At 73.3% G+C, this 13334-nt stretch carries 11 protein-coding genes and 1 pseudogene; 11 read left to right on the top strand and 1 reads right to left on the bottom strand.

The window, feature by feature from the left end; translation table 11 throughout:
* Positions 1-26: 26 nt before the first annotated feature.
* The 5 genes from ACQ95T_RS04055 (at position 27) to ACQ95T_RS04075 (ending at position 4599) form a co-directional block, all read left to right on the top strand.
* The gene (locus ACQ95T_RS04055) at positions 27-1040 is read left to right on the top strand and encodes a DMT family transporter (protein WP_431473559.1); all 1014 of its coding nucleotides are present in this window, start codon (positions 27-29) and stop codon (positions 1038-1040) included.
* Positions 1037-3301: an NAD-dependent DNA ligase LigA gene (gene ligA / locus ACQ95T_RS04060; RefSeq protein ID WP_425939588.1), complete on the top strand. Its 2265-nt coding sequence runs from the start codon at positions 1037-1039 to the stop codon at positions 3299-3301. Before ACQ95T_RS04055 ends, ligA begins: the two co-directional genes overlap by 4 nt.
* Positions 3298-3774 carry a DUF664 domain-containing protein gene (locus ACQ95T_RS04065; RefSeq protein WP_425939590.1) on the top strand — a complete coding sequence of 159 codons (477 nt, stop codon included), beginning with the start codon at positions 3298-3300 and terminating at the stop codon, positions 3772-3774. Before ligA ends, ACQ95T_RS04065 begins: the two co-directional genes overlap by 4 nt.
* Positions 3771-4217 (top strand): glutaredoxin domain-containing protein, encoded by a 447-nt coding sequence (locus tag ACQ95T_RS04070; protein WP_425939592.1) that lies wholly within the window; start codon positions 3771-3773, stop codon positions 4215-4217. Before ACQ95T_RS04065 ends, ACQ95T_RS04070 begins: the two co-directional genes overlap by 4 nt.
* Before the next feature lie 184 nt (positions 4218-4401).
* On the top strand, positions 4402-4599 hold the full coding sequence (locus tag ACQ95T_RS04075) for a hypothetical protein (RefSeq protein WP_425939594.1): 198 nt from the start codon (positions 4402-4404) through the stop codon (positions 4597-4599).
* A gap of 130 nt (positions 4600-4729) precedes the next feature.
* Here the strand turns inward: ACQ95T_RS04075 and ACQ95T_RS04080 are convergent, their stop codons facing one another.
* A complete protein-coding gene (locus ACQ95T_RS04080; protein WP_425939595.1) occupies positions 4730-5218 on the bottom strand; it encodes a hypothetical protein in 489 nt (162 codons plus the stop codon).
* A gap of 190 nt (positions 5219-5408) precedes the next feature.
* On the opposite strand from ACQ95T_RS04080, the gene ACQ95T_RS04085 reads away from it, so the two are divergent.
* The 6 genes and pseudogenes from ACQ95T_RS04085 to ACQ95T_RS04110 form a co-directional block, all read left to right on the top strand.
* Positions 5409-6212, top strand: coding sequence for a hypothetical protein (locus ACQ95T_RS04085; RefSeq protein ID WP_425939597.1), 804 nt, complete (start codon positions 5409-5411; stop codon positions 6210-6212).
* 178 nt (positions 6213-6390) lie between these two features.
* On the top strand, positions 6391-9102 hold the full coding sequence (locus ACQ95T_RS04090) for a LuxR C-terminal-related transcriptional regulator (RefSeq protein ID WP_425939599.1): 2712 nt from the start codon (positions 6391-6393) through the stop codon (positions 9100-9102).
* Between the two features lie 54 nt (positions 9103-9156).
* Entirely contained in the window at positions 9157-9453 is a 297-nt protein-coding gene (gatC, locus tag ACQ95T_RS04095; RefSeq protein ID WP_425939601.1) for an Asp-tRNA(Asn)/Glu-tRNA(Gln) amidotransferase subunit GatC, read from the top strand.
* An 83-nt stretch (positions 9454-9536) separates the two neighbouring features.
* Positions 9537-11105, top strand: coding sequence for an Asp-tRNA(Asn)/Glu-tRNA(Gln) amidotransferase subunit GatA (gene gatA, locus ACQ95T_RS04100; RefSeq protein ID WP_425940023.1), 1569 nt, complete (start codon positions 9537-9539; stop codon positions 11103-11105).
* Between the two features lie 37 nt (positions 11106-11142).
* On the top strand, positions 11143-12654 hold the full coding sequence (gene gatB, locus ACQ95T_RS04105) for an Asp-tRNA(Asn)/Glu-tRNA(Gln) amidotransferase subunit GatB (protein ID WP_425940025.1): 1512 nt from the start codon (positions 11143-11145) through the stop codon (positions 12652-12654).
* A 320-nt stretch (positions 12655-12974) separates the two neighbouring features.
* Positions 12975-13298: pseudogene (locus ACQ95T_RS04110) on the top strand (NAD(P)-dependent oxidoreductase); the annotation flags it as partial.
* Between the last annotated feature and the right edge of the window lie 36 nt (positions 13299-13334).

Below are 13334 nucleotides of genomic sequence, written 5' to 3' on the forward strand. Positions count from 1 at the left end.
GCCCACCCGGGGGACGGAGGGGGCCGGTGCCCTGGCAGGTCTGGTACCTCACCCTCGCCGTCGTCTGGGGCTCGAGCTACCTGCTCATCAAGGTCGGGCTGGAGGCCCTCAGCGGGGTGCAGGTGACCGCCCTGCGGATCGTGCTCGGGGCGGTGGTGCTGCTCACCCTCGTCGCGCTGACCCGCACCCGCCTGCCGCGTGGCCGGCGCACCTGGGGGCACCTGCTCGTCACCGGCACCCTCCTGTGCTCCCTGCCGTGGACCCTCTTCGCCCTCGGCGAGCAGCGGGTGACCTCCGCCGTGGCCGGGATCGCGAACGCCACCACCCCGGTCGCCGCCGTCGTGGCGACCGCGCTGATGCTGCCGGGGCAACCGGTGGGACGGCGCCGGCAGGTCGGGGTGGCCGTCGGTTTCCTGGGGGTCGTCCTCATCGCCCAGCCCTGGTCGCTGGACCGGGGGCCCGACCCCGTGGGCCTGGCCATGGTGCTGGTCGCCTCGGCCAGCTACGGGATCGGGTGGACCTACGTACGCCGCTTCCTGCACGGGGTCGACCCCGGCGGGCTGTCGATGCCGGCCGCCCAGGTGTTCGTGGCGCTGGCCCAGGTGCCCGTGCTCCTGGTCGTCGACTGGTGGCTGCGGCGGGGCCTGCCCTCCGAAGGCCCGTTGGCACCCGCCGGTCCGTCGGCGTCCGGGGACGGATGGTCCCTGTGGGGTCCCCTCCTCGCGGTGGCCGCGCTCGGCGTGGTCGGCACCGGGCTCGCGCAGGCGATGCAGTATGCCGTGGTGCGGGCCGCCGGTCCGACCGTCGCCACGAGCGTGACCTACCCGATCGTCGTCGTGTCCGTGGTCCTGGGGGTGGTCCTGCTGGGGGAGAGCGTCGGTCCGCTCGTCCTCCTGGGGGCCGGCGTCGTCCTGGCGGGGTCCCTGCTCGTCGGTTCCGGGCGGGGTGCGCGGGGCCGGGCCGGGCGCGGTCCGCGCGTGGCCGGGAGGGAGCGGCATACCTCCGGGGTGTCGGTGGACCCTGCCAAGATGGGCGGGTGAACGCGAGCACCCCACCCGACCTCGTCGACGACGTGCCCGAGGCTGCCCGCCACCGGTGGGTCGAGCTGGCCGAGGAGATTCGCGGTCACCAGTTCGCCTACTACGTCAAGGACGCGCCGGTCGTCAGCGACGGGGAGTTCGACGCGCTGGTGCGCGAGCTCGAGGAGCTGGAGAAGGAGCACCCGGGGCTGCGGGTGCCCGACAGTCCGACCCAGGTGGTCGGGGGGACCTTCTCGACCGAGTTCACCGCGGTCGACCACCTCGAGCGGATGCTCAGCCTGGACAACGCGTTCTCGGTGGAGGAGCTCGTCGCGTGGGCCGAACGGGTGGAGCGCGACGTCGGCGGATCGCGGGTCAGCTACCTGTGCGAGCTGAAGATCGACGGGCTGGCGGTCAACCTGCTCTACGAGGACGGCCGCCTCGTGCGGGCCCTGACCCGTGGGGACGGGCGGACCGGTGAGGACGTCACGCTGAACGTGCGCACGATCGAGGGCGTGCCCCTGCGGCTGCGGGCCCCGGAGGAGCAGGAGGCCGAGGCGGTGGGCGGCGCCGACGGAGGAGCGCACCCGGTGGAGGGTGCCGTCGTCGAGGAGGGGCCGGGCAGCACCGGGCCGGTGCCGGTGCCGCGCCTGGTGGAGGTGCGGGGGGAGGTCTACTTCCCGGTGTCCTCCTTCGAGGAGCTCAACGCGGGCCTGGTGGCGGCGGGGAAGGCGCCGTTCGCCAACCCGCGCAACACCGCGGCCGGGTCGCTGCGCCAGAAGGATCCGCGGGTCACCGCCTCGCGGGACCTGCGGATGATCGTGCACGGGATCGGGGCCCGGGAGGGTTTCGACGTGGTGCGCCAGTCACAGGCCTACGAGCTGCTGGCGGCCTGGGGGCTGCCGGTGTCGGGGCGCACGCGGGTGCTCGGCACCATCGAGGAGGTGTGCGACTTCGTCACGGGGTGGGGCGAGCAGCGGCACGCCGTGGAGCACGAGATCGACGGGGTGGTCGTCAAGGTCGACGAGGTCGACGTTCAGCGACGTCTCGGGTCGACGTCGCGGGCGCCGCGGTGGGCGATCGCCTACAAGTACCCGCCCGAGGAGGTCACCACGAAGCTGCTCGACATCCGGGTCGACGTCGGCCGGACCGGCCGGGTCACGCCGTGGGGGCTGATGGAGCCGGTGCAGGTCGCCGGGTCCACGGTCGAGCGGGCGACGCTGCACAACCAGCACGAGGTCGAGCGCAAGGGCGTGCTCATCGGCGACACCGTCGTGCTGCGCAAGGCCGGTGACGTGATCCCGGAGATCCTCGGGCCGGTCGTCGACCTGCGCGAGGGCACCGAGCACGCGTTCGTCATGCCGACGCACTGCCCCTCGTGCGGCACCGAGCTGCGGCCCGAGAAGGAGGGGGACAAGGACATCCGCTGCCCCAACTCCCGCGCCTGCCCCGCCCAGCTGCGGGAGCGGCTCTACTCCGTGGCCAGCCGTGGCGCCTTCGACATCGAGGCGCTCGGTGCCGAGGGCGTCAACGCGCTGCTCGACGCCGGGGTGCTGGCCAACGAGGCGACGCTGTTCTCGTTGACCGTCGAGGACGTCGCGCGGGTTCCTCTGTTCACCCGGACCGCGAAGAGGACCGACCCGCAGGACACGGTGGTCGACGGGCGGGTGCTGTCGGCCAACGGTCAGAAGCTGGTCGACAACCTGAAGCAGGCCAAGGGCCAGCCCCTGTGGCGGGTGCTGGTCGCGCTCTCGATCCGGCACGTCGGGCCGACCGCGGCCCGGGCCCTGGCGACCCAGCTGGGGTCGATGGAGGCGATCCGCGCGGCGAGCACCGAGGAGCTCGCAGCGGTCGAGGGGGTCGGGCCGGTCATCGCGGAGTCGGTGAAGGAGTGGTTCGCGGTGGACTGGCACCGCGAGATCGTGGAGCGGTGGGCGGCCGACGGGGTGCGGATGGCCGACGAGCGGGACGAGTCGGTGGAGCGCACCCTGGAGGGGCTGACCGTGGTGGTCACCGGGTCCCTGGAGGGCTTCAGCCGGGACGAGTCCAAGGAGGCGATCGTCAGGCGGGGCGGCAAGGCGTCCGGGTCGGTGTCGAAGAAGACGGACTTCGTCGTGGTGGGGGCCAACGCCGGGTCGAAGGCCGCGAAGGCCGAGGAGCTCGGGGTGCCCGTCCTCGACGAGGAGGGTTTCGTCCGGCTGCTGGCGGCCGGTCCACCACCGGTCACGTCCGACGCGGCGGGGGAGGACGTTCCCGACGACGGGGCGGGGGCGGGGGCGTGACCGGCGAGCCGGCCACCGACGACCTGCTGTGGTTCGTGGACCGAGCGCTGGACGGGATGCTCGACGCCTGCCGTGAGCTCGGCGAGGAGCTGGTGAACGCGCGACTGGCGGTCGAGGGGAGTAACAGCCCCTACGCCGTCGTCGTCCACTGCCTGGGCGTCATGGACTTCTGGGCGGGGCACAAGGTCGGCGGAAGGCCGAACCACCGCGACCGGGAGGCCGAGTTCCGGGCCGCCGGGACCCTGGCGGACCTCGAGGCGCAGGTGGCCTCGGGTCGGCGAGGCTTCGCGGAGGTCCTCACGGGCGTCGACTGGAACGCCCCGTGCAGGGGGCAGGACCGCCCCGAGACGCACGCGCTGCCGGTCGGACGGACGCAGGGCGGCGCGCTGATCCACGTGCTGGAGGAGCTGTGCCAGCACCGGGGCCAGCTCGAGGTGACCGCCGACGTGCTGCGGTCCGAGGCGCACCGGTGAGGTCCCCCTGGGTCTGGGCGCTGCTGGTCGTCCTGCTCGGTCTGGTCGTGCTGGACGCCGTCTCGGACGGGCGTCCGGCATCCGCGGTCGGTTACGGTGTCGTGGCGCTCGCCGTCGCCTGGTGGACCTCGCCGTGGCGCGGACGCGGCGGCCCGACCCACGAGGAGGTCCTCACCATGACCGGCACCGACGCTCCACCCCCCGTCGTCATCTACTGGCGGCCCGGATGCGGTTTCTGCGCGATGCTCAAGGCGCGGCTCGGCTCCCTGCGCGACCGCGCCACCTGGATCAACATCTGGGAGGACGAGCAGGGTGCCGCCTTCGTCCGGGAGGTCAACGGCGGCAACGAGACGGTTCCCACCGTCGTCATCGACGGCGTGCCGCACACCAACCCCTCGCCCAAGCTGGTCATCGAGCGGTTGAAGCAGCGCCAGGACCGGTGACGCAGCCGCCGCGGTCCCACAGCAGCTCGGTGACGGGCCAGTTCGGTGACGGAGCAGCCCCAGGAATCACCCCTGCGGGGTGACGCGCGCCTGCGTCGTCGGGTGCACGGTTGAGGTAGAAGGACCGGAGCTCCGGCCCCGACGTCCAGATCCACCATGCGATGTGGGAAGGAGGTATCAATCCATGAGCCAGCAGGATGTCTTCCTCGCCCAGAGCCTCAGCCGCGAGCGGGACAGGGACGTGCTCCTCGCCATCGACCAACGACTGGTCGAGCACCGACGGGGGGCCGCCTCCCAGGAGGCCGGCATCCCGGCCCTCCTCGAGCAGCGGTGGCACGAAGCCGTCGTGCACCTGCACCTCACGGGCAGCACGGCCAGGTGAGCCACCACCGATCCGCGTAGAGCGGACACATCCCAGGACCGTCCCGGTCAGCACGGACCGGGCGGTCCTTCGTCGTCGTGCACGAGCCGTCGCAGGACGGGAGCTTCGGCCACGGTCGGGAACGGTGCGGTCAGCGCGGCCCGGAGGGGACCAGCCGCTCCGCCAGCTGCTCCAGCAGCCGGGCCAGGGGGTCGCGGTCCCGGAGGTGCTGCTCGCACGAGGACACCTCGGTCCACCCGGCCTGCGGGTCGGCCCACCCGTAGCTCACCGACCGGCCGTCGTGGTCCGCGGCGCAGTCGGGTCGGCCGGCCGGGGCGTTCGAGGGCTCGACGTCCAGCCTGGTGCGCCCGACCGCCCCCCGCAGTTGGTGGAGCTGCCGCTGCGACAGCTGGCCCTCATCCGTGACCCGGGTGGAGGAGGCGGGCACGAAGGTCCACCGTCCGTCGTCGCCGACGGTCAGGGTGCCGCCGCACTCTCCGTCCACGCACATCCCGCCCCACTCCCTCAGCTCCGCCAGCGGCTGTCCCGACGCCGAGGGCAGGTCGGCGCCGGTGCACCCTGCGAGGAGGACGGCCACGAGGATCGACGTGGGCACGGCACGACGCGGCACCAGATGCATGGCTCTGTGACGTCGTCCGGTCCGGACCGGCTCCCGGTGCCGCGGAGCTGCTCGTCCACGGGCATGAGGATCACCCCCGAGGGGTGACGACGAGGGGTTGCCCGGGCAGGACCCTGGAGGTGGAGGGACCGGGAGCACCGGCAGCGGACCATGTCGGTCCGACCCTCCAGGAGGACGAGGAGGTCCGACCATGAGGACACGCACCAGGATGACGACGGCAGCGGTGGCGGCGCTGGTCGGGCTGACGATGGTCGGGGTGCCGGCCTCGCTGGCCAAGGGTGGCCCGCCCGTCGGTGGGGAGGCCGAGGAGGAGGCCGGCAACAACCTGTCCGTCCCGGCCGTGTTCGTACCCGCGGTAGGCATGACGCTCAACTTCCCGTGCGGGCTTCCTGTCGCCCCCGACGAGGTCCTGGGTCAGCTGCCGAGCGAGATCTTCGCCGGCTACTACCTGCAGGGTGAGGACACCTGGCAGGCCAGCTGTGCCACCGCTGATGTGGACACCGTCGCGGTCACCGCCGAGTGGGGCGACAACCTCACGAATGCCCCGCTGAAGGCGAACACCCCGATCCGGGTCGAGATGGGCCTGACGACCGCCGGCTACACCTTCACCGGCTTCGAGGTCGTCAAGCTCACCGATGAGCTCGACCGCTACGCCACCTACGGCACCCTCGGAGTTGCGGTCACCCCCTACCCTGAGGTCCGGGCCTGGGACGCCGACGCCTGGTTGAAGATCGAGCGCATCGACGGCCTTCTCGTCGTCAACGGTCCCGCGACGGCTGAGATCAACTCCACCGGACGGGTCGTCTACGGGTACAACTGGCAGAAGCCTCTTCCGGGCACCTACACGGTGACCTTCACCGCGCCCAACGTGGACCTCATCGGGGCGGACGCCGGACAGGTGCTCGACGTCGACACCGTCACGCTCCAGGTATCCGTGGCCGTCAAGGCCGGCGGCGGCAAGGGCGGCGGTGGTGGTGGGCGTCCTACCCCGTGACGGATCTTCGCCCACGGTGCTCACCGGGTGAGTGTGGCCACCCGTGAGGCGGGGCCGGGTCGGACCTCCGACCCGGCCCCCGGCACGTGTGCCCCAGGTCTCCCGCTCCTCCGATGATCTCCCTCGGCAGCACCGGACCCCGTCGTCCTACAGTGGACGCGAAGAGGTCGGAGGAGGTATGTCGCTGCGGGTCACGCCCAACCCTCCCTGGAGCGCCGTCCCGGGAGTGCCCGTCCTGCACCGCGGCCTCTTCCTCGGAAAGCTCCTCCGGCCGCCCCCCGTGCCCGGCCTGCTCGACCGTCCGCGCCTGGACGCCCTGATCGACGACGCCGTCGACGCCGGCTCGCTGATCGTGTCCGCACCGGCGGGTGCCGGCAAGACCCAGGCCGTCCTCGCCTGGACGAGGCGGCAGCGCAGCCCCCGCGCGGTCGCCTGGCTCACCCTGGACGAGGGGGACCGCGACCCGGTCCGGCTCCTGCGCTACCTCGTGGCTGCGATGGCCGGCACCCCGCCGGGCGGGCAGGCCCTCGGGGCCCTGTCCGTCGCTCCCGGGACGACGTCGGTCGACGAGGCGCTCCTCGTCCAGGTCTCGACCGCGATGGCACGCCTCCAGGACGACGTCGTCCTGGTGCTGGACGACTTCGACGCCGTCGTCGGGTCGGCGGCGGAGGAGCTGCTCGCCAAGGTCCTGCGGTACCCGCCCCAGCAGGTGCGTCTCGTGGTGCTCGGCCGGGTGGAGCCCGGCCTTGGCCAGTCGCGGCTCCGGCTGCTCGGCTACGTCCGCGAGCTCGACGAGACGGACCTGGCGTTCACCCACGAGGAGCTCACCCAGCTGCTGGTGCTGCGGGGGCGGCCGCTGCCCACGCCGCAGACGGCCGAACTTCTCGAGCGGACCGTCGGGTGGGCGGCCGGGATCGGGATCGTCGCGGCCGCCCTGCACCATCGTGCCCTGCCGGAGGGCGTCCACGAGGGGGTCTCGCTCGCGACCGACTACCTCCTGGACGAGGTCCTCGCGGCCCAACCTCCGGACGTCCAGACCGTCCTCATCCGGGCCGCCACCGCCGATCCCGTCTGCGGCGACCTCGTCGACGCCCTTGGCGGGGGTCCGGACGGGGGCCGCACCCTCGCCCGTCTCCACCACGACCACCTCTTCCTGGGTCGCCTCGACGACCGGGAGGACGAGAGGACCTGGTACCACTGGCACCCGCTGTTCCGGGCGGCGCTGCAGGCCCGGGCCCTGCAGACCGAGCCGGCCGCCACGGCGCGCCGGCACCTCCTCGCCGCCCGGTGGCACCGCGAGGCCGGATCAGCGGTCGAGGCCGTGCGCCACGCGCTCGCCGGCGGTGACCCGGGGTGGGCTGCCGCGCTGCTCGGAGAGTCCTGGGTGGAGCTGGCGGTCGCCGGCGAGTCAGCCCTCGTCCGGTCCCTGCTGCACCTCTTCGACGAGGACCTGCGCTCCACCCAGCCGGAGCTGGCGGTCGTCTGCAGCTTCCTGCGGCTGCGCGACCGCGACCTCGAGGACGCCGCTCGCTGCGCCACCACCGCCGCCTCCCTGTCGCACCGGCTGCCGCCCGGCCGCCGGCAGGACACCGTGCGGGCGATGAGCACGGTCATCCGCCTGCACGTGGCCACCCTCACAGGAGAGCTCGTCGACGGGGACCTCCGCAGCGGTGCGCTGGAGCAGATCGACCGCCTCGGTGGCCGGGGTGGCTACCTGCCCCGCCGGGAGCGGGAGCTGCTGGCCCTCCTGCTCCACCACCTCGGGGCGTACGAGGGGGTCCACCTGCTCGGGGACCCCCGGGAACGGCTCGAGCGGGCGCTGGACTACGCGCAGGACCTCGGCACGCCGGAGCTGGTCCTGCGCACGCGCGCGCAGCTGGCCCTGGCGGAGCTGGCCGCCGGCCGGCTGCACGCGGCCCGGAGGTGGGCCTCCGAGGTCGTCACCGCGGAGCGGGAGGGCCGCGGGCCCGGGCCGCACGCCACGACGGCCGCGCACGCCGCGCTCGGTGGGGTCGAGCTGCTCCAGGGACAGCTGGCCGGCGCCCTCCAGCACCTCTCGCAGGCGCTGGACGACCTCGAGCCCGCCGACCGGGTCAACCACCTCCGCGTCCTGGTGCTCACCCACTCCACCCTGCTGACGCTGGACCGGGTCTCATCGGCCCGCAGCCAGCTCGACACCCTCGAGGACCTGGTCGCCGACCGGGAGCCACCCGCGTGGGGCCGGGCCATGCTCCGCGTCCTACAGGTCGACCAGATGGTGGCCGAGGGGCACCACGGCGACGCGCTCGACCAGCTCCGGTTGGAGCACGGCCCGCCCGACCCCGGCGACCAGGTGATCCGTGCCACGTGGCAGGGCGACGTGCTCCGGCGCGCCGGACGTCCGGAGGAGGCCCGCTCCCTGCTGCGGGGTGTCCTGCGGACGGGGGGACGGTCACCGGCCATGCTGTTCGCCCAGGTGAGCTTCGCCCTCGTCGAGGACGCCCTCGGCTGCAGTGAGGAGGCGCTCGACGAGCTGGACCGGGCGCTGGTCGTCTCGAGCTCCGAGTCCCTCATCTACCCCTACCTGCGCCTGGGCCGGGACGTCCGGCCGCTCCTGCTCCGCCTCCTGGATCGCGGCACCATGCACGACGAGCTGCTCACCGCGGTCCTGGACCGGCTCCACCCCGAGCGGCCGGGCGGCCCGCTGAGCTGGCAGTTCGAACCCCTGACCCCCCGGGAGCGCGAGGTCCTGCGCGCCGTCCAGGGCTGGGCGACGAACGAGGAGGTCGCCGCCAGGATGTTCATCTCTGCCAACACCCTGCGCACCCACATGAAGCACATCCACCGCAAGCTGGGGACGACGTCCCGTCGGGAGGCGGTGGTCCGGGGACGGGACCTGGGGATCATCTGAGCCCCGCCGCCGGGGGAAACGACGACGCAACACCGGCGACCTACACTGTCGGCCATGTCCAACCTCTCGCGCGACGACGTCGCGCACGTCGCCATGCTGGCGCGCATCCAGCTCGAGGACCACGAGCTCGACCGCCTCGCCGGCCAGCTCGACCAGATCGTCGACTGGGTCGGCCAGGTCAACGAGGTCGCCGCCGACGACGTGCCCCCGATGTCCCACCCCCTGCCGCTGGTCAACGTCACCCGTCCCGACGAGGTGCGTCCCAGCCTGACGGCCGAGCAGGCCCTGGCCAACGCCCCCGACCCCGAGGACGGCCGCTTCGGCGTGCCCCGCATCCTCGACGAGGAGTGAGGACACCCGTGAGCGACACCACCACCGCAGGCGCCCCCGCGGCCGGGGACGGCACCGACCTGACCCGGCTCAGCGCCGTCCAGATGGCCGACGCCATGGCCGCCGGAAGGACCACCTCCGAGGAGCTCGTCCGGGCCCACCTGGACCGCATCGAACGGTTGAACCCGGCGCTCAACGCCTTCCTCCTGATCGACGCCGAGGGTGCCCTGGCCACCGCCCGCGAGGTCGATGCCGCCCGCGCGGCGGGGGAGGAGCTGCCCCGGCTCGCCGGCGTCCCCGTCGCCGTCAAGGACATCGCCTGCACGCAGGGACTGACCACGACAGCCGGCTCCCGCATGCTGGAGCACTTCGTGCCGCCCTACGACGCCACGATCGTCACCAAGCTTCGGAACGCCGGCATGCCTATTCTCGGCAAGACCAACATGGACGAGTTCGCCATGGGCTCCTCCACCGAGCACTCCGCCTTCGGCCCCACCCGCAACCCCTGGGACCTGGAGCGCATCCCCGGCGGTTCCGGCGGCGGTTCCAGTGCCGCGGTGGCGGCCTACCTCGCGCCGCTGGCCATCGGGTCGGACACCGGGGGCTCGATCCGCCAGCCGGCCGCCGTCACCGGCACCGTCGGCGTCAAGCCCACCTACGGCGGGGTCAGCCGCTACGGGATCATCGCGCTGGCCTCCAGCCTGGACCAGATCGGCCCGTGCGCCCGCACGGTCGCCGACGCCGCCCTGCTGCACGAGGTGCTCGGCGGGCACGACCCGATGGACTCCACGAGCATCGACGCCCCCGTGCCGCCGGTCGTCGACTCCGCCGCCGCCGCGTCCGCCGAGGACGGTTCGCTCGCCGGACTGAGGGTCGGCGTCGTCCGTGAGATCGGTGGGAAGGGTTTCCAGGCCGGCGTCCAGCAGCGCTTCGACGAGGCGCTGGACGAGCTCCGCGCACTGGGTGCCGAGATCGTCGAGGTCTCCTGCCCGCACTTCACCTACGCGATGGCCGCCTACTACCTGATCCTCCCCTCCGAGGCGAGCAGCAACCTGGCCCGTTACGACGCCATGCGCTACGGCCACCGGACGACGCCGGAGGACCGCCCCAGCGCCGAGCAGGTGATGGCCGCCAGCCGCGACGGGGCCTTCGGTGACGAGGTCAAGCGCCGCATCATCCTGGGCACCTACGCCCTGTCCAGCGGCTACTACGACGCCTACTACGGCCAGGCGCAGAAGGTCCGCACCCTCATCGCGCGCGACCTGGAGGCGGCGTTCGAGCAGGCCGACGTGCTGGTCAGCCCGACCGCGCCGACCACCGCCTTCCGGATCGGCGACAAGATGGAGGACCCGATGTCGATGTACCTGAACGACATCGCCACCATCCCGGCCAACCTCGCCGGCATCCCCGGGATGTCCATCCCCTCGGGGCTGGCCCCCGAGGACGGTCTGCCCGTGGGCATCCAGCTGCTCGCCCCCGCCATGCAGGACCAGCGGTTGTATGCCGTGGGCGCGGCCCTGGAGGCCCGGCTCGCCCGGGCCCAGGGCGGGCCGGTGATCGAGCGGCTGCCCGAGGTGCCCACCACCGCCCCCGAGGTGCCTGGGACCGCGAGGGCGGGAGCACGTCATACCCCCGGCGCCGCCGGGCCCCAGACCGAGGAGGTGCGCGCGTGAGCGCCACGACGAGAGCCACCGCCGGGCCGGCCCCACCGTGCCCTACGAGGAGCTGCTGACCCGGTACGAGCCGGTCGTCGGCCTGGAGGTGCACGTCGAGCTGTCGACCGCCACCAAGATGTTCTGCGGGTGCGCCACCGGGTTCGGTGCCGAGCCCAACACCCAGACCTGCCCGGTCTGCCTGGGCATGCCCGGTGCGCTGCCGGTGGTCAACGCGACCGCGGTGGAGTCGGCCGTGCGGATCGGTCTGGCGCTGAACTGCCGGATCGCCGAGTGGTGCCGCTTCGCGCGGAAGAACTACTTCTACCCGGACATGCCGAAGAACTTCCAGACCAGCCAGTACGACGAGCCGATCGCCTTCGACGGGTGGATCGACGTCGAGGTGCCGGCCGCGGACGGCAGCGGTGAGACGTCCGAGGTCTTCAGGGTGGAGATCGAGCGGGCCCACATGGAGGAGGACACCGGCAAGTCCACCCACGTCGGCGGGTCCACCGGGCGCATCCACGGGGCCGACTACTCCGTCGTCGACTACAACCGCGCCGGGATCCCGCTCATCGAGATCGTCACCCGGCCGATCACCGGTGCCGGGGAGCGCGCGCCGGAGGTGGCCCGGGCCTACGTGTCGGCGCTGCGGGACCTCATGCGGGCCCTCGACGTCTCCGACGTCAAGATGGAGCAGGGCTCCATGCGCTGCGACGCCAACGTCTCGCTCATGCCGACGGGGTCCAGCACGCTGGGCACCCGTACCGAGACCAAGAACGTCAACTCGCTGCGGTCGGTCGAGCGGGCGGTGCGCTACGAGATGACGCGGCACGCCGCGGTGCTGGACGCCGGGGAGGCGGTCTTCCAGGAGACCCGCCACTGGCACGAGGACACCGGCATCACGACGGCCGGACGCCCCAAGTCCGACGCCGACGACTACCGCTACTTCCCCGAGCCGGACCTGGTGCCGGTGGCCCCCTCGCGCGAGGACGTCGAGCGGCTGCGGGCCACCCTGCCGGAGAACCCGGCCGACCGTCGTCGCCGGCTGCAGGGCGACTGGGGCTACTCCGACCTGGAGATGCGCGACGTCGTCAACGCCGGCGCGGTCGAGGTCATCGAGGAGACCGTGGCCGCCGGGGCGTCCCCGGCCGCGGCGCGCAAGTGGTGGACGGGGGTGCTGGCGCGCCAGGCCAACACCGACGGCGTCGCCGTCACCGACCTGGGCGTGACCCCCGCCCACGTCGCCGAGCTCGACGGGCTGGTGGCCTCCGGGCGGCTCAACGACTCGATGGCCCGGCAGGTGCTCGAGGGCGTCGTCGCCGGCGAGGGCACCCCGACCGAGGTCGCCGACGCTCGCGGGCTGGAGCTGGTCCAGGACGACGGTGCGCTGCAGGCCGCCGTCGACAAGGTCGTCGCGGCCAACCCCGACGTCGCGGAGAAGATCCGCGGCGGCAAGGTGCAGGCTGCCGGTGCCCTCATCGGCCAGGTGATGAAGGAGATGCGGGGCCAGGCCGACGCGGCCAAGGCCCGTGAGCTGATCCTGACCACGCTGGGCGTCGAGGGCTGAGGGTGGGCGCACCGGTCGTCGCCGCCGTCCCGTCCGACCTGGCTCCCTTCCTCGGCCCGGTCACCGGGGTCGACGTGGAGGTCTACGACCCGCAGGACCGTGAGCACGTGCCCGGTGGCGGGCGGGACGTCCACGTGCTCGCCCTGCCCATGGTCGCCGGCCCGTGGCTGCGGCGGATGGACGAGGTGCCGGGCCTGCAGGGCGTGGTGCTCGCGTCCGCCGGGTACGAGCACGCCCTGCCGCACCTGCCGGACGGGGTGGAGATGGCCAACGCCGTCGGCGTGCACGACACCGCGACCGCCGAGATGGCACTGACCCTCATGCTGGCGGCGCAGCGGCACCTGCCCAAGCACGTCCTCTCCCAGGCCGCCGCGACGTGGGACCGGTCGGCCCCGGAGGGGCAGCCGTGGCGCTCGTTGGCCGACTCGACCGTGCTGGTGCTGGGCTACGGCGGCATCGGCAGGGCGCTGGCGCGCCGGCTGGTCGCGGCCGAGTGCGAGGTGCTGGCGGTGGCGAGCGCCGACCGGGCCGGTGACGACCTCGTCGACCGGGTGCACGGGAGCGACCGGCTCCCCGAGCTGCTGCCCCGGGCGGACGTGCTGGCGGTCTGCGTGCCGCTGACCGGCGCGACCACGGGCCTCGTCGACGCGCAGGTGCTGGCGGCCCTGCCCGACGACGCG

The sequence above is a fragment of the Ornithinimicrobium carbonis genome, assembly GCF_050703245.1.
Classification (GTDB): domain Bacteria; phylum Actinomycetota; class Actinomycetes; order Actinomycetales; family Dermatophilaceae; genus Ornithinicoccus.